Annotated in this window: 19 protein-coding genes and 2 pseudogenes; 8 read left to right on the top strand and 13 right to left on the bottom strand. The window is 73.3% G+C overall.

What is annotated here, in order from left to right:
• Window positions 1-207: hypothetical protein (locus SZN_RS25725; RefSeq protein WP_007500414.1), on the top strand; the 207-nt coding region annotated here is incomplete at its 5' end.
• Between the two features lie 191 nt (window positions 208-398).
• Here SZN_RS25725 and SZN_RS25720 read toward each other — a convergent pair.
• Window positions 399-1,553: a cystathionine gamma-synthase gene (locus SZN_RS25720; protein ID WP_007500412.1), complete on the bottom strand. Its 1,155-nt coding sequence runs from the start codon at window positions 1,551-1,553 to the stop codon at window positions 399-401.
• Between the two features lie 175 nt (window positions 1,554-1,728).
• On the opposite strand from SZN_RS25720, the gene SZN_RS25715 reads away from it, so the two are divergent.
• Entirely contained in the window at window positions 1,729-2,847 is a 1,119-nt protein-coding gene (locus SZN_RS25715; RefSeq protein WP_007500410.1) for a hypothetical protein, read from the top strand.
• Between the two features lie 67 nt (window positions 2,848-2,914).
• Here the strand turns inward: SZN_RS25715 and msrA are convergent, their stop codons facing one another.
• From msrA to SZN_RS42800, 4 genes are all read right to left on the bottom strand, one after another.
• Window positions 2,915-3,427 (bottom strand): peptide-methionine (S)-S-oxide reductase MsrA, encoded by a 513-nt coding sequence (gene msrA, locus SZN_RS25710; RefSeq protein ID WP_007500407.1) that lies wholly within the window; start codon window positions 3,425-3,427, stop codon window positions 2,915-2,917.
• A 122-nt stretch (window positions 3,428-3,549) separates the two neighbouring features.
• Window positions 3,550-3,786 (bottom strand): hypothetical protein, encoded by a 237-nt coding sequence (locus SZN_RS25705; RefSeq protein ID WP_007500405.1) that lies wholly within the window; start codon window positions 3,784-3,786, stop codon window positions 3,550-3,552.
• Window positions 3,783-4,016 (bottom strand): hypothetical protein, encoded by a 234-nt coding sequence (locus tag SZN_RS25700; RefSeq protein ID WP_007500403.1) that lies wholly within the window; start codon window positions 4,014-4,016, stop codon window positions 3,783-3,785. Before SZN_RS25700 ends, SZN_RS25705 begins: the two co-directional genes overlap by 4 nt.
• Before the next feature lie 578 nt (window positions 4,017-4,594).
• Complete coding sequence (locus SZN_RS42800; protein WP_244313415.1) at window positions 4,595-4,834, bottom strand: hypothetical protein; 240 nt, start codon at window positions 4,832-4,834, stop codon at window positions 4,595-4,597.
• Between SZN_RS42800 and SZN_RS25695 the strand changes: the two genes are divergently transcribed.
• The gene (locus SZN_RS25695) at window positions 4,800-5,159 is read left to right on the top strand and encodes a COG4315 family predicted lipoprotein (protein WP_007500399.1); all 360 of its coding nucleotides are present in this window, start codon (window positions 4,800-4,802) and stop codon (window positions 5,157-5,159) included. The two genes, SZN_RS42800 and SZN_RS25695, sit on opposite strands and share 35 nt — an antisense overlap.
• A 31-nt stretch (window positions 5,160-5,190) precedes the next feature.
• Window positions 5,191-5,775 (top strand): DUF6529 family protein, encoded by a 585-nt coding sequence (locus SZN_RS25690; RefSeq protein ID WP_007500397.1) that lies wholly within the window; start codon window positions 5,191-5,193, stop codon window positions 5,773-5,775.
• Between the two features lie 63 nt (window positions 5,776-5,838).
• Here the strand turns inward: SZN_RS25690 and SZN_RS25685 are convergent, their stop codons facing one another.
• Window positions 5,839-6,681 carry a carbon-nitrogen family hydrolase gene (locus SZN_RS25685; protein WP_007500395.1) on the bottom strand — a complete coding sequence of 281 codons (843 nt, stop codon included), beginning with the start codon at window positions 6,679-6,681 and terminating at the stop codon, window positions 5,839-5,841.
• A gap of 125 nt (window positions 6,682-6,806) precedes the next feature.
• Window positions 6,807-7,730 carry a helix-turn-helix domain-containing protein gene (locus tag SZN_RS25680; protein ID WP_007500393.1) on the bottom strand — a complete coding sequence of 308 codons (924 nt, stop codon included), beginning with the start codon at window positions 7,728-7,730 and terminating at the stop codon, window positions 6,807-6,809.
• A 183-nt stretch (window positions 7,731-7,913) separates the two neighbouring features.
• Between SZN_RS25680 and SZN_RS25675 the strand changes: the two genes are divergently transcribed.
• The gene (locus tag SZN_RS25675; protein WP_007500390.1) at window positions 7,914-8,954 is read left to right on the top strand and encodes an NAD(P)-dependent alcohol dehydrogenase; all 1,041 of its coding nucleotides are present in this window, start codon (window positions 7,914-7,916) and stop codon (window positions 8,952-8,954) included.
• 405 nt (window positions 8,955-9,359) lie between these two features.
• Here the strand turns inward: SZN_RS25675 and SZN_RS25670 are convergent, their stop codons facing one another.
• From SZN_RS25670 to SZN_RS25660, 3 genes and pseudogenes are all read right to left on the bottom strand, one after another.
• Window positions 9,360-12,665, bottom strand: coding sequence for a S8 family peptidase (locus tag SZN_RS25670; protein WP_007500388.1), 3,306 nt, complete (start codon window positions 12,663-12,665; stop codon window positions 9,360-9,362).
• Window positions 12,666-12,822: 157 nt separating this feature from the next.
• Window positions 12,823-13,180: pseudogene (locus tag SZN_RS42795) on the bottom strand (hypothetical protein); the annotation flags it as partial.
• 123 nt (window positions 13,181-13,303) lie between these two features.
• Window positions 13,304-14,554: a L,D-transpeptidase gene (locus SZN_RS25660; protein WP_007500386.1), complete on the bottom strand. Its 1,251-nt coding sequence runs from the start codon at window positions 14,552-14,554 to the stop codon at window positions 13,304-13,306.
• Window positions 14,555-15,250: 696 nt separating this feature from the next.
• On the opposite strand from SZN_RS25660, the gene SZN_RS25655 reads away from it, so the two are divergent.
• Both SZN_RS25655 and SZN_RS25650 read left to right on the top strand, forming a co-directional pair.
• A complete protein-coding gene (locus SZN_RS25655; protein ID WP_007500384.1) occupies window positions 15,251-15,586 on the top strand; it encodes a lipase chaperone in 336 nt (111 codons plus the stop codon).
• 42 nt (window positions 15,587-15,628) lie between these two features.
• Window positions 15,629-16,432: a hypothetical protein gene (locus SZN_RS25650; protein WP_086021445.1), complete on the top strand. Its 804-nt coding sequence runs from the start codon at window positions 15,629-15,631 to the stop codon at window positions 16,430-16,432.
• Window positions 16,433-16,507: 75 nt separating this feature from the next.
• Here SZN_RS25650 and hutH read toward each other — a convergent pair whose 3' ends face one another.
• The 3 genes from hutH to SZN_RS25635 all read right to left on the bottom strand — a co-directional run bounded on the left by hutH (window position 16,508) and on the right by SZN_RS25635 (window position 20,274).
• Window positions 16,508-18,046 (bottom strand): histidine ammonia-lyase, encoded by a 1,539-nt coding sequence (gene hutH / locus SZN_RS25645; RefSeq protein ID WP_007500380.1) that lies wholly within the window; start codon window positions 18,044-18,046, stop codon window positions 16,508-16,510.
• Between the two features lie 148 nt (window positions 18,047-18,194).
• A complete protein-coding gene (locus tag SZN_RS25640) occupies window positions 18,195-19,343 on the bottom strand; it encodes a GGDEF domain-containing protein (RefSeq protein WP_043733047.1) in 1,149 nt (382 codons plus the stop codon).
• Between the two features lie 121 nt (window positions 19,344-19,464).
• Window positions 19,465-20,274 (bottom strand): enoyl-CoA hydratase/isomerase family protein, encoded by an 810-nt coding sequence (locus SZN_RS25635; RefSeq protein WP_007500377.1) that lies wholly within the window; start codon window positions 20,272-20,274, stop codon window positions 19,465-19,467.
• A 214-nt stretch (window positions 20,275-20,488) separates the two neighbouring features.
• On the opposite strand from SZN_RS25635, the pseudogene SZN_RS25630 reads away from it, so the two are divergent.
• Window positions 20,489-20,754 (top strand): annotated as a pseudogene (locus SZN_RS25630) (hypothetical protein); the annotation flags it as partial.

Genomic DNA, 20,754 nt, shown 5'->3' with positions numbered 1-20,754 from the left:
GAGGGCGCGCAGCCGCCGGTGCCGCCGGAGGTGTACGCCGAGGCCCTGCGGCGCGGTGGCCGGGTGCTGCGGCGCCGCCGGGCCGCCGTGCGGCTGCTGTGGCTGCTGCTGTGCGCGGCGGCGGCGGCGTTCACGGTGTGGTCGCTGGCGGTGCGGCCGTGGGCGGAGCCGCCCTCCGAGACGACTCCACCGCTGACGGGCTGGTGAGACCCGCCGCGCGGCCCGCTGGTGCCGTGACCGGAAGGGTTCGCTGGTGCCGTGACCGGTGAGGTGCACCGGCTCGTGGCGCCCGGCACGGCACCTCCGCCCTGAGGCACCGCACCGGACGCCGCGAGCGGCCGGCAGGCCGTCCCGGCCCACGAGCCGGACAGCCCCTCACCAAGATCTTCTTGAGCCTTCTAGCCGAGGGCCTGCTTGAGGTCCTCCAGGAGGTCGTCGACGTTCTCGATGCCGACGGACAGCCGGACGAGGTCGGCGGGCACCTCCAGGGCGGAGCCGGCCACGGACGCGTGGGTCATCCGGCCGGGGTGCTCGATGAGGGACTCGACCCCGCCGAGGGACTCGCCGAGCGTGAACACCTTGGCGCGGTCGCAGACCCGGACGGCCGCCTCCTCGCCGCCCTCGACCCGGAAGGAGACCATGCCGCCGAACGCCTTCATCTGCTTGGCGGCGACCTCGTGACCGGGGTGGTCGGGCAGCCCCGGGTACAGGACGCGCGTCACGCGCGCGTGCCGGGAGAGCATGTCGGCGACCTTGGTGGCGTTCTCGCTGTGCCGGTCCATGCGCACCGGGAGCGTCTTGGCGCCGCGCAGCACCAGCCAGGAGTCGAAGGGCCCGGCGACCGCGCCCATCGCGTTCTGGTGGAAGGCCAGTTCCTCGCCCAGCGCCGGGTCGGCGGCCACCAGGGCGCCGCCGACGACGTCGGAGTGGCCGCCCATGTACTTGGTCAGGGAGTGCACCACCACGTCCGCGCCGAGGGAGAGCGGCTGCTGGAGGTAGGGGGTGGCGAAGGTGTTGTCGACGACGAGCCGTGCTCCGGCGTCGCGCGCGATCTGGGCGACGGCTGCGATGTCGGTGATGCCGAGCAGCGGGTTGGAGGGGGTCTCCACCCACACGGCCTTGGTCTTGGGGGTGAGGGCGGCGCGGACCGCGGCCGGGTCGGAGGTGTCGGCGACCGACCACTCCACGCCCCAGCGCGCGACGACCTTGGCGAACAGCCGGAAGGTGCCGCCGTAGGCGTCGTTGGGGATCACCACGTGGTCGCCGGGGCTGAGCAGCGTACGCAACAGGCAGTCCTCGGCCGCCAGTCCGGACGCGAACGCGAGGCCGCGGCGGCCGCCCTCAAGGGCGGCGAGGTTCTCCTCCAGGGCGGTCCTGGTCGGGTTGGCGCTGCGGCTGTACTCGTAGCCGCCGCGCAGTCCGCCGACGCCGTCCTGCTTGTAGGTCGAGACCTGGTAGATCGGCGGGACGACCGCGCCGGTGAGGGGATCGGCGGTGTTGCCCGCGTGGATCGCGAGGGTCTCGAAGTGCTGACTGATGTGCCTGTCGCTCATGGGCACCGAGGGTAGTGCGCGAACGCGCCGGACGGCGGACGGCGGCGGGGCGGCGCGGAACCCGGGCGCGGACCCGCGGTCCGGGCGGGGGTGCCGCGGGGTGCGCGGGGCGGGGTTGTCCACAGGCAGCCGACCTCGTTGGCCAATTGTCGGCGGCGTCTGGAACGCTGGGGGCATGGAGATTCTCTGGGTCCTGATCGCGATCGTCATGATCGGCTTCGTCGCGCTGCCGTTGATGCGCCGCAGGAGGGGTCTGGTCGAGCAGGTCCCGCCGGGCCACCCGGACGCCGCGGACCCCGCGGACTACGGCTTCGTGCGGCAGGAGGAGCTGGACGTCCGCATGCCCGGCGACGACCAGGACCTGCTGGACGTGCTGGACGTGGTGCAGCGCACCCAGGACTACCGCGCCGCCGCGCAGCTGCTGGCGGGCACGGCCCCCGAGGGCGAGCTGCGCTGGCAGCGGGTGCAGGCGTTCGCCGGTGCCGCCGCGCTGGAGCTCCAGCAGCGGCCGGGCGGGGTCGGCGAGTCCCCCGGCGGTCAGTGGCTGCGGGTGTGGCGCACCGAGCAGCCCAAGGACGCGGGCGGCGCGGCCGTGCACGCGGAGTTCCTGGTGCAGCAGGCGTGGCGCACCGCGTCGCCGGGCACGGACGAGTTCCGGATCATCATGGAGGAGGCGAGGTCGGCCCTCGGTACGGCCGCCCTGCTCGCCCCCGGTGACCCGGTCCCGTACGTCGTCGAGCTGTCGGTGGCGCGCGGACTCGGGTACTCCCGGCCGGAGTTCGAGCAGGTCTGGCTGAAGATCCTGGACCGCGCCCCGGCCCACATGGGCGCCCATCTCGCGGCCCTCAACTACTGGTGCGAGAAGTGGCACGGCTCGCGCACGCAGGCGTACGAGTTCGCCGAGGCGGCCGCGGCGCGCGCGCCGCGGGGCTCCCTGCTGGCCGCCATGCCCCTCTTCGCGGTCTTCGAGCACATGCCCGAGGTCAACCTGGTGAGCGGCTTCTACCAGAGCGAGGTCGTCACGAAGGCGGTCCACGGCGCGCTGTACGCGGTGCACTCGGCGCGGGCGGACGACCCGATGCTGGCGCACGTGCGCCATCTGCTGGTGTTCTTCCTGGTGCGCGCCGAGCGCTGGGCGGAGGCCATGGACCAGCTGGTCCATGTCGACGGCCATGTGGGCGCGCTGCCCTGGACGCTGTCCGCGGACCCGGCCGCGGAGTTCGCGGTCTACCGGGCGCTCGCGGTCGCCGGGTACGAGGCCAACGGCGGCAGCCCGGCGACGCTCCCGCACTGAGGCGGGCGGGGCGCGCTCGGGCCCCGCACCCCCGTACGGCCCGGCCGGGTGCCGGGCCGTCGCGCGGTCAGCCCTGTGTGCGGGCGGGCAGCCGCCAGCCCGGACGCGGGAAGTGGCAGGTGTAGCCGTCGGGGTAGCGCTCCAGGTAGTCCTGGTGCTCGGGCTCGGCCTCCCAGAAGGGGCCGGCCGGCTCCACCTCGGTGACCACCTTGCCGGGCCACAGCCCCGAGGCGTCCACGTCCGCGATGGTGTCCTCGGCGATCCGCTTCTGCTCGTCGTCCACGTAGTAGACCGCCGAGCGGTAGCTCAGGCCGATGTCGTTGCCCTGGCGGTTCCTGGTGCTCGGGTCGTGGATCTGGAAGAAGAGCTCCAGGATCGCGCGGTAGTCGGTCTGCTCGGGGTCGAAGAGGATCTCGATGGCCTCGGCGTGCGTCCCGTGGTTGCGGTACGTCGCGTTCGCCACGTCTCCGCCGGTGTATCCGACCCGGGTCGCCGTGACGCCCGGGTGCCGGCGGATCAGGTCCTGCATGCCCCAGAAACATCCGCCCGCCAGCACGGCCCTCTGCGTCTGCGCGGCCATCGCGGCCCTCCCATGCTCGTCTGTTCGTCGGTGCGGTCACGCGCGCGCCCGCCTCGTGCGGCACGGGCGCTCCGTGCCCACCCGGGTCAACGCGCGAGGGGGCCGGGCGATTCCGCCGCCGCTCAGCCGCTCCAGCGGTCGGGCCCGGCGCCGCGCCAGTCGATCCAGGGGGCCCGCGCGACCTCGGCGGAGTCGATCTCCAGACCGGCGCGGCGCAGGAACTCCGCGACGTCGGCCGTGTTGTGCGCCAGGCCGAGGATCTCGCCGTCCGCGCGCACGCGGCGGCCCCCGGTGGGCAGCGGCGGCTGCACGACCACGCGGACCGCGCGGTACGCCGCGTCGGTGTCGTCCGCGCTCATGGGCGGTTCGCCTCCCGTCCGTCCCCGTCCGCGCGCCCCAGCTCGCGCAGGTCCCGCCACGCGGCGGGACTGGGGCGCCGGTCCCGCCAGCAGGGGTGGAACCAGGCGCGGGCCGACAGCCGGTGCAGCCGCCCGCGCAGTGCGGTACGGCCGGGCTGCTCGGCGAGCAGTCGGTAGGTGGCGCTCCAGTCGCGCTGTGCCTGGGCGAGGTCGTCGGGAAACGTCCGCATGACTGAATTCAATCACGTGTTCGATTTTCTAGGCCATCACGGCGTCCGCCGGACGGTCGCCGGTCCCCGCGCCCCGGCGCCGCGGCCGACCACGCGCCCGCGCCGAGGTTCACCGCGCCGGCCTGCTGGTCCTGCCTGTCGGTGGCGGGGCGGCATCCGCGGGCTGTGGAGGGGATCGATACGCCGGCGCGACGGCGCCCGCCCGAAGCGGAACCCGCTCTGCCGCCAGGACCGCTTGCCGGCTGCCACGAGGTCAGGGCCTACGCGTCCGCGGTGGCCCGGCCCGTGCGCGCCTCCGCCACCCGATCCGGCACCGGCGCCCGGCCGCACGACCTCGGCCATCCGCCGGGCGGCGCCTCCCGGGTGCACGCCGCCGGGGTCGGCCCGACTCGGGCCCGGTGCCGTGAGACGGCCCTGGGCGCGGGCGCTGACGCGGTCCCGCCGGGACCGCCGCCGCGCCTCCGCCGGCCCTCACTGGCCCATCCCGGTGAAGGGCGCGGGCATCCCGGCAGACGTGCGCCGAGGGATCCCCGAAATGTGGAAGGTATGCGTCCATCGGCCCGTCGGACGTCGGGCCCCTACCTGGTGGAGTTTGGGATGGCGCGTATCCGACTGGCGGTCGTGGGAACGGCGGCTCTCGTGACGATCGCAACCTTGAGCGGATGTTCCAGCGGCAGCGGCGGCTCCTCGTCGTCGGCGACGCCGTCGAGCACGGCCACGAGCAGTGCGTCGGGCCAGAGCGCGAACGCGTCGTCGAGCAGCACGCCCGCCGGCGGGCAGGCCATGGTGAAGACCGCCTCGGCCGGCAAGCTGGGCACGATCCTGGTCGATGAGAAGGGGCGCACCCTGTATCTGTTCGAGGCGGACAAGTCGACGACCTCGACGTGCGACGGGTCGTGCGCCGCGGCCTGGCCGCCGCTCGTGACGTCAGGGTCGCCCTCGACCGGCGGTTCGGCGAAGTCCAGCCTGCTGGGCACGTCGAAACGGTCCGACGGCACGACACAGGTCACCTACAACGGCCACCCGGTGTACAGGTACGCGGGGGACTCCAAGCCGGGCGACACGAACGGCCAGGCCCTCAACCAGTTCGGTGCCGAGTGGTACGTACTGGACGCCGCCGGCAACAAGGTCGACATGAGCTGACCAGCGACAACAGTAGGAGGAGTCAGCCGACGTGACGTCCAAGTCCCCTCACCGGGCCCGTGGGCACCGCTCTCCGGCACGGGTCGCCGTCATCGGACTGGTCGTCGCGGTGCCGGTGGCCGTCGCGGCGGCCATCTGGCTGACCGGCCGGCACCAGAGCCCGCAGTACGGGACCGGCCTGTTCGGCGCACAGGGCGCGGCGGCGGTCACCCTCAAGGCCCGCCTGGGCACCGCCCTGTTCGCTCTCGCGCTCGTTCAGCTCCTGCTGGGCGTGTGGATGTACGGACGGCTGCCTGGTCTCACGCCGGGGCGCCGCCGGGTGCGCGCCTCGCACCGTGCGGTGGGCTGGCTCGCCTTCCTGCTGTCGGTGCCCATCGCCTACCACTGCGTCCGCACCTACGGCGTGGAGACGGCGAGCACCCGGGTCCTCCTGCACTCGGCCGCCGGCTGCGTGCTGTACGGGGCCTTCGTCGCCAAGGTCCTGGTGGTGCGCAGCCGCCGCCTGCCCGGCTGGATGCTCCCGGCCACCGGGAGCGTCCTGTTCGGCGCCATCGGCGTGCTGTGGTACTCGGCCGCGCTGTGGGCTCTCAACGGATTCACCGTTCCCGGTCTGTAGCCACCGCCCGGACGGCGCCGGGAGGACACGGGCCGCGGACGCGTTCGCCGACGCGTGGCGTCTTCAGGTGGGCGGTGCCTCCCGCACCGCGTGACTTCGCTTGAAGGAGTGCCGGTCACCCGGGACCCGGTCGCCCAGGACCCGGTCGCGCAGGACCGGGAGGTCCGTGCGGATGCGGGCGACCTCGTCCGGGTCGAGGTCCGCCGTCACGGTCTCCTCGGCTCGCCCGGCCTCCGCCAGGACCGTCCCCCAGGGGTCGATCGCCGCGCTGTGTCCGCCCTGGTCCATGCCGCCGTGGGAGCCGGTCGCGCAGCAGGCCAGCAGGTGGACCTGCTCCTCCAGGGCCCGGGTGCGGGTCAGCAGCCGCCAGTGGGTGAGCCGGGCCGCCGGCCAGGCAGCGGGCACCACGACCAGCTCCGCGCCCGCGTCGAGCAGGGCCCGGAAGAGTTCGGGGAAGCGCAGGTCGTAGCAGATGGCGAGGCCGATCACGCCGAGTTCGGTGGGCACGGTCACGATGTCCCCGCCCCCGCCCATCAGGGTCGCCTCGCCGGTGTCGAAGCCGTAGCGGTGGATCTTGCGGTAGTGGCCCGCGAGGTGTCCGGTCCGGTCGAAGAGCAGGGCGGTGTTGTAGAGGGTGCCGTCCGCGTCCCGCTCGACGATCGAACCGGCGTGCAGCCACACCCCTGCGTCCCGCGCCGCGGCGGACATCGCCTCGGCCGTGGGGCCGTCGAGCCGCTCGGCGTCGCGGTCCCAGCCGTCGTACGCCCACGCCCCGGCCGCCCACAGCTCGGGCAGGACCACCAGGTCGTCGCCCGCGCGGTCCCGGACCAGCCCGGCCGCCCTGCGGCGGCGCTCCCCCGCGGACTCGCCGGCGTCCACGGACAGCTGGATCAGCGAGGCTCTCATGGCCGTCACCTCCGACGCCGTGCGGCGGGCACGGCTCAGGGAACTCCCCCTCCTTCGAGACTACGGAGTCGGGCCCGCCTCGCACGCTCCGCCGCGGGACGCGGGACGCGCGGGACGGCGCCCCCTCACACGGAGGGTGCCGGCCGTCCCGCCCTGGTGGCGTCCGCGCCCCAGCTCGCCAGCAGCCGCAGCCCCTGCGCGGCCTCGGAACCGGGTTCCGCGTGATAGGTGACCAGGCTCTGCTCCGTGCCGTCGGACAGCCGGAACGACTCGAAGTTCAAGGTCAGCTCGCCCACCAGCGGATGCCGGATGCGTTTGACGCCGAAGCTCTTCTCCTTGACGTCATGGGTGGCCCACAGCCGCCGGAACTCCTCGCTCTTGACGGAGAGTTCACCGACCAGCGCGGACAGCCGGGGGTCGTCCGGGTGGCAGCCCGCGTCCATGCGCAGATAGCTGACCATGTCGGACGCCTTCTGCTCCCACTCCACGAACAGCTCGCGGTAGTCGGGCCGCAGGAACACCAGCCGCGCCCAGTTGCGCTCCTGCGCCGGCAGCTCCGACCAGTCGCCGAAGACGGCCGCGGCCATCGCGTTCCAGGCGAGGATGTCGGAGCGCCGCCCGGTGACGTAGGCGGGGACGCCGTCGATCGACTCCAGCAGATGCCGCAGCGCGGGCCGGACGTGCTCGGTCCGCGCGGTGGGCTTCTTCTTGTGCTGCTTGGGCTTGGCGAGGTGCGTCAGGTGCGCGTGCTCGGCGTCGCTGAGCCGCAGCGCCCGCGCGATCGAGTCCAGGACCTCGGCCGACACGTTGCGTCCGTTGCCCTGTTCCAGGCGGGTGTAGTACGCCACCGAGACCCCGGCGAGCTGCGCCAGCTCCTCGCGCCGCAGGCCCGGGACCCGGCGGTGCCGCCCGAAGTCCGGCAGCCCGACGTCCTCGGGCTTCAGCCGGGCGCGCCGGGTGCGCAGGAACTCGCTGAGTTCGGCGCGCCGGTCCAGGCCGCCCCCGGTGTCGCCGGCGGGGCCGGTCGCGGATACGGGCTTGTCGTCCATGCTTCGAGTATTCCCGGTCGTACGCCCACGAGCCTGACCCCGTCGGTGGTAGGACCGGCGGACGTACGAACGACCGGGGGCTGGGTGCCGCCCGCGTGCTCCGGCAGGCTGGGTGACGTGCCCGGACGTACCAAGCACGGACCCTGTAGGCAGCCGGGCACGCGAACCGAGGAGATCCCCGGCATGACCACCGTCGCCGCATACGCAGCACCCGCCGCCAAGGCTCCGCTGGAGCGCACCACGATCGAGCGCCGCGAAGTCGGTGAGTTCGACATCCTGATCGACATCAAGTTCGCCGGCATCTGCCACTCCGACATCCACCAGGCCCGGGAGGGCTGGGGCGAGGCGATCTTCCCCATGGTCCCCGGTCACGAGATCGCGGGCGTGGTGTCCGAGGTCGGGTCCGGCGTCACGAAGCACAAGGTCGGCGACCGCGTGGGCGTCGGCTGCATGGTCGACTCCTGCCGCGAGTGCGAGAACTGCGCGGCCGGTCTGGAGCAGTACTGCCTCCAGGGCAACGTGGGCACCTACAACGCCCTCGACAGGAACGGCGAGCCGACCTACGGCGGCTACGCGCAGAAGGTCGTCGTCGACGAGAACTTCGTCCTGCGCGTCCCGGACGGCCTCTCCCTCGACGAGGCCGCCCCGCTCCTGTGCGCGGGCATCACCACGTACTCCCCGCTCAAGCACTGGAACGCCGGCCCCGGCAAGAAGGTCGCGATCCTCGGCATGGGCGGCCTCGGCCACATGGGCGTGAAGATCGCGCACCACCTCGGCGCCGAGGTGACCGTCCTCTCGCAGTCCCTGCGCAAGAAGGACGACGGCCTGAAGCTGGGCGCGGACCACTACTACGCGACCAGCGACCCGCAGACCTTCAAGGACCTGCGCGGCTCCTTCGACCTGATCCTCTCCACGGTCTCGGCGCCGCTGAACCTGGACCAGTTCCTGTCGCTGCTGAAGACGGACGGCGCGTTCGTGAACGTCGGTGCGCCGGAGGAGCCCGTCTCGCTGAACCTGTTCTCGGTGATAGGCGGCCGCAAGACGCTCGCCGGCTCCGGGATCGGCGGCATCCGCGAGACGCAGGAGATGCTGGACTTCTGCGCCGAGCACGGCTTCGGCGCCGAGATCGAGCTGATCCGCGCGGACCAGATCAACGAGGCGTACGAGCGGGTGCTGAACAGCGACGTGCGCTACCGCTTCGTCATCGACACCGCGACCATCTGAGACCGGCTGAGACCGGCTGAGACCGCGCGTCCGCCGGGTGCCCCGGAGCGCCCCCGCTCCGGGGCACCCGGCGTCGCGGTGGGCCGCGCGGTCCCGGCAGTACGGCCGTCCGCTCCCCGCGGCCTGCGGGCGCCGCCGCCCAGCCCCGGCAAGGCGGTGGCGCTGCGGCCCGGTGATCGCGCCCCCAGGTGCCGGGCGCACAGGTGCCCGTGGCCGCCCCGGGTTCCGGAGCAGGCCGCCGCACGCGGCGGGGAACTCCGCGGACTGTCCTCGGGGACGCGGTACCGGACGTGTTCCGCCGTGTGAGCCTCCGCCGTGTGAGCCGTCATGGGCCCACGGACACGCACCGCCCGCCGGAAGCAGTGCTTCCGGCGGGCGGTCCGCTCTCGGCTCGGCGGCGGGCGCCTACTTCGCGTAGTACGCGTTGTAGACGGAGACTGTCGCCTTGTTGCCCTTCTTGTCGGTGACCTTGGCGTGGAAGGAGATCGCCTTGCCCTTGGCCGGGTTCTTCACGGTGATCTTGCCGTTCCTGACGTCGAGCTTCTTCCAGGTCTGCCCGTAGTCGTACGACGCGTACACGTACAGCGACTTCAGGTTGCGGCCCGCGGCGGCGCCGACGACGGTGACCGGGAAGGTCGCCGTCTTGCCGGCCGCGACCCGGCTGTCCAGGCCGGTGCTCGCGCCGAAGCGGACGGTGGACGCGGGCAGCGCGACCACGCCGGAGGTCGTCTTCGAGCGGAACGTCCAGCTCGCGTCGATCCGCGTGGAGGCGGCCGCGACCTTGACGCTGCGCTTGACCGACGTCGTCAGCCTGTACTCGGCGTCACCGGCCGGGACCGTGAACGGCTCGCCGGCCAGCGGGTCCTGGTTGCTGGCGATCTTCCTGCCGTTGCGGTACAGGTTCGTGGCGACCGAGGTGAAGTCGGACGAGCCCTCGTGCTTGCTGCCGTCGGCGAACAGCGGCAGCGAGCCGTACAGCGTGGCGCCGTCGCGGAAGAGGCCGTACTCCTTGTTGATGTCGGGGCCGAAGACGGCGGTGTTGAACCTCTTGGTGTAGCTGCGGCCCGCCGTGAAGGTCTGCGGCGCGCCCAGCGAGTAGGTGGCGTCGGCGACCGGCAGGCCGTCCGCGTACTTGCCGGAGTACTGCTCGAAGTCCCAGGTCCAGCGGATCTTGTCGGCGGTCGACAGGTACAGCGTCCGCGAGCCGGGCAGCTTCTGCTCGCTCGGCGTGCCGACCACGGCGTTGTCGGGGAAGACGCCCGTCGGCACCAGGGCGCCGGTCTTGCCGGGCGCCGCCGCGCCGAGGTCGTTGCGCACCGTGGCGAGTTCACGCGCGGTGAAGCGGCGGACCTTCTTGCCCTGGATCTTCTTGACCTTGGCCGTGGTGGCGACGGCGTACTCGGCGGTGGTGCCCTTGACCCACTGGCCGTTCCAGGTCTGGGTCAGCCCGCTCGGGACCTCCGGGCCCAGGTTCGCCATGCGCAGGTCGGCGAAGGAGTCGACGCCGGCGCCGATGCCGATGCCCGCCGCGCCGTAGAAGTAGTCGGCGCCGGCGTAGCGCTGCTCGGCCCGCGGGTCGGGGACGGTGATGTCGGCGGACGCGGTCGTGCGGGCGTCGATCGTCACCGTGGTGTCGCGGGTGACGTTCAGCTTGGGCTGGACCACCCAGTCGAGGCCGCCCTTCAAGGTCGCCATGTCCTTCGCGATCCAGGCGTCCATCAGGTACGTGCCCTTGGGCAGCCGCATCTTGGTGACACCGGAGTCCGCGGTCGGCATCTCGTAGGCGCGGTCGGTGGCCGCCCCGGTGTAGCCGAACAGGGTCGTGCTGTAGTCGGAGGTCGGCTTGCCGTCCCTGCCGATGTGCTTGACGGTGACGTCGTACGACTCCCCCTCGCGCTGCACGGCCGCGGCCGTGCGGACGCTCTGGCCGCCGCCCGTCGCCGTGACGTAGGCGGAGTAGGCGCCGTCGAGGGTGCCGCCGAGGCGGGTGTCGGCGGTCAGGTCGACGGAGGCGGTGCCGCGCGCGGGGACCGTGACCGTCGCCGCCCCGAGGGTGAAGAAGCCCGCGGGGGCCGGCTTGCCCTTGGGGCCGGTGGCGGCGACGGACAGCGCGAGCGTGACGTCCTGGGTGCCGAGGTTGCGGTAGGTGAGCTTCCTGGCCTCGGGCTTGTCGTCGTTGTGCGGCCACTGCTGGGTGCCGAAGTTCAGCGACACCGGTTCGGAGATCACGGTCTGCTTGATGGCCCGGTCGACCTGGATGCGGCCCGCGCCCTGCTCGAACGCCGAGTACGGGCCGCCCTTGGCGGAGCCGGTGAGCGCGGCCTTCAGCTCGGTGTACGTCCAGTCGGGGTGCTGCTGCTTGAGGAGGGCGGCCGCGCCCGCGACATGCGGGGTCGCCATGGAGGTGCCCTCGATCGTCACATAGCCGGGCGGGTTCTCGCCGACCTCCTGCGCGATGACGCTGCCCTTGGCGGACGCGGCGGTGATGGCCACGCCCGGCGCGGTCACGTCCGGCTTGATCCCGCCGTCGCCGACCCGGGGTCCGGTGCTGGACCAGGAGGCGAGGACGTCCTTGCCGTCGACGGCGCCGACGGTGAGCGCGGCCTCCGCGGTGCCGGGCGAACCGACCGTCTCGGGGCCGGAGTTGCCGGACGCGATGGTGAACAGGATGCCCTTGTCGGCGGACAGCTTGTTGACCGCCGCCTCCAGCGGGTCGATGCCCGGGGCGTCTCCGCCGCCTAGGCTCATGTTGACGATCTGGGCGCCCTGCGCGGCGGCCCACTCCATGCCCGCGAGAATCCCGGAGTCGTCGCCGTAGCCCTGGTCGTCGAGGACCTTGCCGTTGAGGATGTCGGCGCCGGGCGCGACGCCCTTGTACTTGCCGCCCGACTTGGCGCCGGTGCCCGCGGCGATGGACGCGACGTGCGTGCCGTGGCCGTACTTGTCGTCGGCGGTGGCGGAGGAGGTGAAGTTCCTGGCCGCGACCACCTGGCCCTTGAGGTCGGGGTGGGTGGCGTCGACGCCGGTGTCCAGGACGGCGATCTTGACGCCCTTGCCGTCGTACCCGGCCGCCCATGCCTTGGGCGCGCCGATCTGGGCCACGGAGGTGTCGAGGCTGGCCTTGCGGACGCCGTCGAGCCAGATCCGGGCGATGCCGGACGCCGCCCGGTCGCCGTCGGTGAGCGCGTTCCACAGCTCCGGGGTCCGGCGCTGCGACGTCTGCACGGCGTCGGCGTTCAGGGACTTCAGGGTGCGGCGCAGCGTGCCCGCGTCGCGGACGTCGGCCTTGGCACCGGTGGCGGCGCCCTGGTAGCCGACGATGACCTTCAGGCCCTTGGCCTGGGACCTGCGGGTCGCCGCCTTGGACAGCTCGGTGACGTCGAACAGCCGCTGGTCGAGCTTGCCCGACGCGACCAGCCGGGCCGCGTCGGCCGGCACGACGAGGGTGCGGCCCTGCGCCCTGCGGATCTTGACGGGTATGTGCTCGCGCCCCTTGGGCCGCTCCAGGCCGGTCACCCGGCCCTTGGCGTCGACGGACACGCGGTCCCCCGTGATCAGGGTGACGCGCTGGGAGGCGGTGAACGAGGCCGCGGCGCCGGAGGGGCGCTGTTCCGGTTCGGCCGACGCCGGGGCGGTCATCCCCGCGGCGAGGGCGAGGGCGGCCGCCGTGGCGACGGAGGCCGCTCCTGCTCGGTGGACGTGTCTGCGCACGTTTTTCCCCTTGCTGATGGTCCGGGTGGGTTCCCCGTCACCCGGCCGGGGGTGGTCTCGAACGCGTCCGCGTCGCCCCCCGGATGACGCAGTATGCCGAGGGATGATCGGACGCCTCAAGGCAGCGGGGGGAGTTGGCGGGCTCGCCCGCCAACTGTTACGCCATGGCGCCAACTCCGTTACGCAGTCGCCGGGTTAGGCCCTTCGCGTTGTCCTTGACAGTGATCCTTCCCGTGCGGATCGTCGCCCCCCGCGGCGCCTTCTTCGCGGGGGCCGGGCCATGGGTGACCGTGATGACGGTCAACCCCGTTTCCTCCCAGAGGTGTTCGAGTACGTCCATGATCTCGTCGCGCGTCGACTCGTCGAGGTTGCCGGTGGGTTCGCCGGCGGGCGGCGCCTCGGGCCGCTCGCCGGGTGCGCGGGCGAGGGCGACGCGCTGCCGCCGGCCGCCGGCCGCCGGACCGCTCGGACGGCCGATGCCCGAGCAGTTCCCCGAGGCCGACGCCGTCGAGGGCGGCGATGGTCTCCGCCGGCACGGGAGCGGGACGAGGAGGCGGGCGCGGAAACGCCGATGCCGCCCCCCGGGGGGGGCGGCATCGGTCGGCTGTGCGGGAGCTGTCGGGTGGCCGGGGGTGGGGTCAGACGGCCGAACCGGCCTTCCACTTGGCCCAGTCCATGTTCCAGCCGTTGAGGCCGTTGTCCGGCGCGACGGTCTTGTCGCCGGTGTTCTGCATCACGACGACGTCGCCCACGATGGAGTTCTGGTAGTACCAGTAGCCCGGCGTGCCCTTGTCCTTGCCGCCCTTGGTGTCCGACATGCCCACGCAGCCGTGGCTGGTGTTGACGCTGCCGAAGATGGACTTGGCGCCCCAGTAGTTGCCGTGGATGAAGGTGCCGGAGGTGGTGAGCCGGATGGCGTGCGGCACGTCCTTGATGTCGTACGAGCTCTTGCCGTTGGCGTCGGTGAAGCCGACGGTGGCGCCGTTCATGCGCGTCTTCTCGTACTTCTCGGACATCACCATGATGCCGCCGTACGTCGGGTTCTCCGGGGCGCCCGCGGAGACCGGCACCGTCTTGACGGTCTTGCCGTCCCGCGTCACCTTCATCTGCTTCGCCTTGGCGTCGACGTAGGTGATCTGGTTGCGGCCGATCTTGAAGCTGACCGTCTTCTGCTGGACGCCGTAGACGCCCTTGGCGCCCTCGACCCCGTCCAGGGCCATCTTCATGGTGACGGTGGCGCCCGACTGCCAGTACTTGTCGGGGCGGCAGTCCATGCGCTTGTCGTTGAACCAGTGGCAGGCGACTTCCTGGCCGCTGGTGGTGGAGACGGTGATGCCCTTCTGGACCGCCGCCTTGTTCGCGATCGCCTTGTCGAAGTTGATCGAGACCGGCATGCCGACGCCGACCGTGGAGCCGTTCTCCGGCGTGAAGTAGCCGAGGAAGCTGTTGGCCGGGGAGACGGTGGTGAAGGAGGCGTTCTCGTAGGCGTCGCGGCCCGCGGAGTCCTTCGCGACGGCCTTGAGCTTGTACTTGGTGGAGCGCTCCAGCTGGTTGTTCGGCTTCCAGCTGGTCTTGTCGGCGGATATCGCGCCGTCGACGGGGGCGCCCGCGGCCGTCGTCATGGTCACCTGTGTGAGCGTGCCCTTGCTGACGGTGACGGCGGCGCCGTTGTTGATGGAGACGTTGTCGGAGCCGTCCTTGGGCGAGATCCTGATCGTCGCGTCGGACGCCTTCTTGGCGGCCGCCTCGTCGACCTTGGCCTCGGTGGAGGAACCACTGCCGCTGTCGGCGGAGGCGTCAGAGCCGCCGGAGCAGGCCGAGAGCACCAGGACACCACCGAGCAGTGCGGACGCGACCGTCAGGCCCTTGCGCCGCTTCCTGTTCGTCATCACACGCTTCTCCATCGTTCCCGAATCGCCAACACCCGACAGCCCCCCGTCAAGAACCTTCAACGCTACGACCGGTTCGACCCGTTCCACATGGCCGCCATGTGTGGGGCACACCACGTCTGCGCGACAGGTGGTGCGGATCTCGGTCCGTGCGCGTCCTGAGACGCGAAACCCCCGGGCGGCGGTTGCATCCGGGGGCGCGATGCCCCGGGTCGCGTCAGCCGGCCCGCGTCGCCTCGACGTCGCCGTAGTCCTTGTGCCCATCTTCGCGGGCCTCGTCACGGTCCGGCGAGTCCGGATCGGGGCGGATGTGCCCACCGGGCCGGGAAGTCCGCGCCGGCCCGCTCCCGGCACCGCGCTGACCAGGCCGGACGAAGCCCCGGGCCGGACCGGCGGGACGGCCGTGTCTTCCGTCACAGCACCCCATCACAGCACCCCGGCGCGGGCCCCGCGGCGCCGGCCGCTCCGGCCCGATTCCGGCCCGATTCCGGTCCGGGCCGGCCCGGGTCGCGGCGTCCCGGCCGTCCGGGTCGGGAGCGCGCCCCCGTCGAAGGCGTACAAAGCATGAGGTTTACGGAGCACTCACCCCCGGGAGCGAACGGCCCGTCCCTCCCGTGACTTTCCCGTTACCCACGACGTTCACTACCATCGCCCCACACGGCCAATTCGCCAGCGCCACAAGGGGATCGATATTCCGTGTCCGCCGCCCACCGATCGTCGTCCACCGCACGCCGATCCCTGCTGACCGCCACCGCCGCGGGGGCCCTGCTGGGCGCCCTGTGGTTCGTGCCCTCCGCCAACGCGACGGACGGCCGACCGACCGGGGCGGAGCCCTCGACGGTCCCGTCGCCGCAGGTCACACAGCAGGCGAGAGCCGTGTCGGACAGCGCGGACGGCGCCGGCGAGGACGTCCGGCTCGCCGAGACCGGAGCGTTCGACACCACGCCGTACGTCGTCAGCGGGACCGCGTTCCTCACGCTGGGCGCGGGCTTCGTGGTCTACTCCGTGCGCCGGGAACGCCTCGGTCTTTAATCCGGCTTGACGCCGCTTTGACCTGGGCTTCATAGTCCGGCCATGAAGAGATCATCGGGCGTGCGCGGAGCCGCCACGGTCACCGTGGGCGTGCTGTCGTTCGCCCTTGTCACGGGGTGCGGCGGGGGATCCGGCGACGCGAAGGGCTCGAAGGAGCCGAGCGCGTCGGGCACTTCGGGCGGCCAGGCCGCGAAGGCGCTCAGCGCCGCGGAGTTGAAGAAGGCGATCATCGCCCAGGGCGATGTCGACGGCTACAAGGTGGACGCGTCCGGCAAGCAACTGCCGAAGTCCAAGGACCAGATCAAGAGCAGCGACACCAAGTGCCTGCCGCTCGCCTACGCCATGGGGGGCCTGGCGCCGGGCGACGCGACCGCCGCGACCGCGGTCATGGCCACGCAGGAGAAGAAGCCCTCCGCGGACGCCTCCAAGTCCCTGGAGGACCTGAGCGAGGGCGAGGTCGCGGACTCGCTCACCGCCGCGATGAGCCTGAACATGACCGTCGTGGGCCTGTCCTCGTACGACGGTGAGGGGGCCGCGCGGACCTTCAAGTCCGTGTCGGACGGGGTCAGGAACTGCTCGGGCGGCTTCCCGCTCGCCATGCAGGGCACGGACCAGAAGCTGACCGGCATCACCGAGGAGAAGTCGTCCGGGACCGGCGACGAGTCGGTGGCGTTCACCGCGGTGAGCAAGCAGGGCGGCGACGTGGCGACCACGCACGTCGAGGTGGTGCGGCAGGGCGGCACCATCGCCACGTACTACACGATCGACATCGGTCTGATGATGACGGACAAGCCGTACGCCGTCCCGGCCGATCTCGTCAAGGCGCAGGCCGCGAAGCTGAAGTAGCGGGCGGACACGGGGAAGGGGCCCTGCCGTACGGCAGGGCCCCTTCCCCGTCGGCGTCGGCGCGGCGGTTCCGGGTCAGCGCAGCGGGCCGGTGATCTGCTCGGTGGCGGCGAGGAGGTCGCCGGAGCGCACGAAGGCGTCGGCGGCCGCGAGGTCGGGCGCCAGGAACCGGTCGGGCCCGGCGCCCTGGACGCCCGCTGCCCGCGCGGCGTCGATGACGGCCCGTGAGGCGGGCGCCGAGGTGAGCCCGTCGCGCAGTTCTATGGCGCGCGTCGCGGCGTACAGCTCGACGGCGAGGACCCGGGTGAGGTTGTCGACGGCGGTGCGCAGCTTGCGGGCGGCGGACCAGCCCATCGAGACGTGGTCCTCCTGCATGGCGGAGGACGGGATGGAGTCCGCCGAGGCGGGTACGGCCAGCCTCTTCAGCTCGCTCACCAGGGCGGCCTGCGTGTACTGGGCGATCATCAGCCCGGAGTCGACGCCCGCGTCGTCGGCGAGGAAGGGCGGCAGGCCGTGGCTGCGGTTCTTGTCCAGCAGCCGGTCGGTGCGGCGCTCGGCGATGGAGGCCAGGTCGGCGACGGCGATGGCGAGGAAGTCGAGCACGTAGGCCACGGGCGCGCCGTGGAAGTTGCCGTTGGACTCCACCCGGCCGTCGGGCAGCACGACGGGGTTGTCGACGGCGGCGGCCAGTTCCCGCTCGGCCACCAGGCGCGCGTGCGCCATGGTGTCCCGGCCGGCTCCGGCGACCTGCGGGGCGCAGCGCACCGAGTAGGCGTCCTGGACGCGGGGCGCGTCGTCCTGGTGGTGCCCGGTCAGGCCCGAGTCCCGCAGTACGGCCAGCATGTTGGCGGCGGAGTCGCCCTGGCCCGGGTGGGGGCGGATGGCGTGCAGTTCGGGGGCGAGGACCCTGTCGGTGCCGAGCAGCGCTTCGAGGCTGAGGGCGGCGGTGACGTCGGCGGACTTGTAGAGGGTGTCGAGGTCGGCGAGGGCCATGATCAGCATGCCGAGCATGCCGTCGGTGCCGTTGAGGAGGGCGAGGCCCTCCTTCTCGCGCAGTGCGACGGGGGCGATGCCGTGCGCGGCGAGCAGTTCGCCGGCCGGGCGGACGGTGCCGTCGGGTCCCTCGGCGTCGCCCTCGCCCATCAGGGTCAGGGCGCAGTGCGACAGGGGCGCGAGGTCGCCGGAGCAGCCCAGGGAGCCGTACTCGTGGACGACGGGCGTGATGCCCGCGTTGAGCACGTCGGCCATCGTCCGCGCGACCTCGGGGCGCACGCCCGTGCGTCCCGAGCAGACGGTCTTGAGGCGCAGGAGCATCAGCGCCCGTACGACCTCCCGCTCCACGCGCGGCCCCATGCCGGCGGCGTGCGAGCGGACGATGTTGCGCTGGAGCCGGGCACGCAGCTCGGGGCTGATGTGCCGGGTCGCCAGGGCACCGAAGCCGGTGGAGACGCCGTAGACGGGTTCGGGCTTGGCCGCGAGCGCGTCCACGATCTCGCGGGCGGCGGCGAGGGCCGTGAGCGCCTCGGGCGACAGCTCGACGCGGGCGCCGCCGCGCGCCACGGCGAGAACGTCGGACGCGGTGAGTCCGGACGTCCCCACCACCACAGTGTGCATATCCATATTCAGGAGCGTACGCAGTGAAGATGAAGATGTCACTAGTGGGTGGGCGCCCCACCCCTTACACCCCGGCCCACCCCCGGGCCCCGCGCCGGACCCCGGGCCCCGGGCCCCGCGCCCTTCACGCCAGGCGCGGCCCGCCGCCTCACGGGCGGCGGCCCCGGAACCGGCGCCGCTCCACCGCGTCCTGGCCCGCGGGCGCCGCGTCGGCGAGGCGCACCACGGGATCGTCCGGCCCGTCGCGGCCCGCCACCACCGGGCGGCCCGCCCGCAGCGCCTTGGCCCGGTACTGGGCCGCGTCCGCGAGCCGGAACAGCCGCCGGGCCGAGCGCACGGCCCCGATCGGGTCCTCGGTGGAGGCAACCCCGCAGGCCACCCCCTCCCCGAGTTCCAGCTCGGCGGCGCGCCGGCACAGCTCCTCGGCGGCCCCGACCACCTCGTCGGCCGCCGGGCCGACGGCGAGCAGACAGAACTCGTCGCCGCCGAGCCGGGCGGCGAGCGCCCCGGGCAGCATCGCGCCGCACAGCGACAGCACCGAGCCGAAGCGCTCCAGCAGCCGGTCGCCTACGGCGTGGCCCTGGGTGTCGTTGACCCGCTTGAGGCCGTTCAGATCGCAGACGACGAGGCTGACGACGGCGCCGTCGGCGCGATGCCGCTCGATGGCCTCCTCCAGCCGTACGTCGACGGCCCGGCGGTTGGCCAGCCCGGTCAGCGCGTCCGTGAACGCCAGCCGCCGGGCCTCCTCCAGCCGCTCGCTCTGCGCGAGTCCGGCGGCCACGACGGAGGCGAGGACGGTGGCGAGGTCGGCGTCCCCCCGGTCGAAGACCGGCACCCCGGCGGAGCGGGCGACGTAGAGCTCGCCCCAGGCGCGTCCGTGCAGCACGATCGGCGCCACGACGCAGCAGCCGCGCCCGCGCCTGCGCAGGGCGGCCACCCGCTGGTGGCAGTACCCGGGGCGGCCGGCGGAGGGGCCGGCCGCCGTCTCCACCCAGGCGTCGGGCTCGCCCCCGGAGGCCCACCGCTCGTGCAGGAACTCGGTGATCTCCGGGAACTGGTGCACGGGATACGCCTCGTCGCCGGGGAACTCCTCCTCGCCCCGGGTGCGGTCCCCCACGTTCACGAGCACGCGCAGCCGGCCGAGCTCCCGCTCCCACACCGACAGCGCGGCGAAGCTCCCGGACAGCGCCCGGCACGCCCCGAGCGCCGCCGCCCGCCAGGACTCGCGCGGGGAGTGCGCCGCCGCCATCCCCTGCGCCAACGCCACCACAGCCGCGAGCCGCCTGTCCTCACCCATCACCCCAGGCTAGGGAGTTTCACCCCGATCTGAGACGTCGGTGTGGCGAACGGGGCGCACCCCCGGACCGGCCGCCGCGCAGGTCAGGGCGGCGCCACCCGGGCCGGGACCGCCGCGCGGTTCACTCGCCCGGCCACCGCGGCTTGCGCTTCTCGTTGAAGGCCGCCACGCCCTCCGCCCGGTCCCCGGAGAAGGCCACCGAGCGCCAGGCCGCGTCCTCGACCTCCAGACCGGCCGGCAGGTCCAGGCCGTACCCCAGGCGCAGGGCCCGCTTGGCGGCCCGCAGGCCGACCGGGGAGTGGGCGGCGATGCGCGCGCCCGTCGCCAGCGCCTCCTCGCGGTCGCGGCCCTCCGCCACGAGGACGTCCACCAGCCCCAGCTCGCGGGCCTCGGCGGCCCCGACGCGGCGCGCGGTGAAGATCAGCTCGGCCGCGCGGGCGGCCCCCACCCGCCGGGGCAGCAGCTGCGTCCCGCCGCCGCCAGGGATCACCCCGACCGACACCTCGGGCAGCCCCACGACGGCCGTGGGGTCGGCCACGATCACGTCGCACGACAGCGCCAGCTCGAAACCGCCCCCGAGGGCGAAGCCGTGCACGGCGGCGACCGTCGGGACCGGCAGTTCCAGCACGCCCGTGTACGCCCCGCGCGCCACCGGCCGCTGCCGCACCAGGTCCGCGTCGCTGAAGGAGTTGCGCTCCTTGAGGTCGGCGCCCACGCAGAAGGCGCGTTCGTGCGTGGAGGTGACCACCACGGCCCGCACGCCGCGGTCGGCGCCCAGCGCCGCGCACGCCGCCGCGATCGAGCGGGCCATCTCCGTCGAGACGGCGTTCATGGCCTCGGGCCGGTCCAGGGCCAGTTCCGCGACATGCCGGGCGCCCTCGTCACCGTGCCGCCGCACCCGCACGAACTCCCCGAACCGCTCCTCGCCCATGACACCCTCCGGTTAACGCGGGTTAACAACACCTGGCCCGATCATCGCAGCCGGACCCCGCCGGGGAAAGGCCCGTCCGACCGGCACGCGGGTCGAGGCCCGACACCCCGTTCGAGTGACATCCCGCCCGACTCCCCTCCCTTCGCCCACACCAGCGCATAACGTGCGCGACGCACGGCACACCGGGGGCGTGAACGTGTCGGGAGGGGTCGGGATGAGCGTGACCACACAGGAGCGGGAGGCGCCGGGGACGGCGCGGGACACCGGGACGGCACAGGCGTACGCCCCCGGCGCGGGCCGTCGCCTCGGCTCGCGGGGCCGTCATCGCAGACCCCGCTCCCGCAAGGCCCTCCTCGCGGCGGGCGGCCTCGCACTGGCGGCCGGCGTCCTGAGCCTGATGCGGCCGGCCCCCGACTCCGCGGCCCCCCGGCTCGGCACGGCGGACCCCGGGCGGCCCGGCGTCGCCGTCGGCACCCGGGG

Source organism: Streptomyces zinciresistens K42 (genome assembly GCF_000225525.1).
Classification (GTDB): Bacteria; Actinomycetota; Actinomycetes; order Streptomycetales; family Streptomycetaceae; genus Streptomyces; species Streptomyces zinciresistens.
This window is presented reverse-complemented; position numbering and strand designations above follow the sequence as displayed.